This is a genomic window from Hyunsoonleella rubra (genome assembly GCF_042684665.1).
Lineage (GTDB): Bacteria > Bacteroidota > Bacteroidia > Flavobacteriales > Flavobacteriaceae > Jejuia > Jejuia rubra.
In genome coordinates this window covers 1-1,135 of sequence record NZ_JBHULY010000038.1, presented here as the reverse complement: position 1 = coordinate 1,135, position 1,135 = coordinate 1, and the positions used below count along the sequence as shown (strand labels likewise).

Annotated in this window: 1 protein-coding gene; it reads left to right on the top strand. The window is 30.7% G+C overall.

The genetic code is table 11. From position 1 onward, the window contains the following. Positions 1 to 251 precede the first annotated feature (251 nt). Entirely contained in the window at positions 252 to 1,070 is an 819-nt protein-coding gene (locus tag ACFSR8_RS14680) for a hypothetical protein (RefSeq protein WP_380293363.1), read from the top strand. Positions 1,071 to 1,135: the final 65 nt, after the last annotated feature.

Below are 1,135 nucleotides of genomic sequence, written 5' to 3'. Positions count from 1 at the left end.
GCGCTCGCTTAACTGAAATTGAGCAAATAACTTTTCTTGGTAATCTTTCTTGCCTTGCATACAGCAATATACGAATTTTCTGTATATTTAGCGAGTGGTTGTGCAACAGGCACAATGTATAACCGCAATTACGGCGGATTCGACTACGTCCGAATCCACTCGGAATTGCGAGCGTCAGTACCAAACCGAAAATAATCGCTAATTTAACCCGTAACTGACGGTTATACGAGACCGTTAGGCAATATTAAAAAATGAATCTACAGACTCTTTTAGAAATTACAGATGAGATTAAGCAAGACTGTTTTGACCTCAAAGAAAGCTGGCACGAAGATGATGTAAGACATAGTTTTTTCGGATTATTCTATACAACTATATATGACTTTTACATTGGAAAAGTAGCTTATCGTATGTCTGAATATATTGGAAGTGGAGATATCAAATTTACAAGAGAAGTAATTAATTTTAAATCTCACGCTAAACGTTTGTTTGAGATTCAAGACAACAATATGTTGTCAATTGGATACAACAATAAACTTAACAGAGATGTATATATCGGAACGTGGACAAGTTTTGAAACATCGATTGCCATTTTATTCGAAAATTTATCAACTGATACAGATAAATTAAATATTATCTCAGATTTAAATTATAAGATTTTAAAGGTTATATCAAAACTTGAAGACCCTGAAAAAAGTGCGTTAAAAGAAATAACTCTTAAATCTCAATTTATACCAATAGGAAGAAAATTCAAGTTTTTAAGATATTTAGAACCTGATAATTATATAATATCTGAATATAAAAAGGATGTGAAATTTATTGAATTCTGTTCAAAATTAAGGAATTGCTTAATTCATACAAATGGAATCTATTATGGTAAGGATAGTGAATTTGATTTTATGGGTTGCAAGTTTAATTTCATAAATGGACAGGTTTTTGAGCAAGAAAATTCCAACGAATATACTATGTTTCACATTGCTTTTGAACTTAGAAATATCTTTTTCCGTCTGACAAAATCATTACAAAAATTTGAATATATTGAATATCCAAATGATGGACAAAACATTGCCTAACAAAGAACTGAGGTAAAAAACAAATCATTTCTTCGTTAATTTGAGATATTATTATCCTGGGCCCT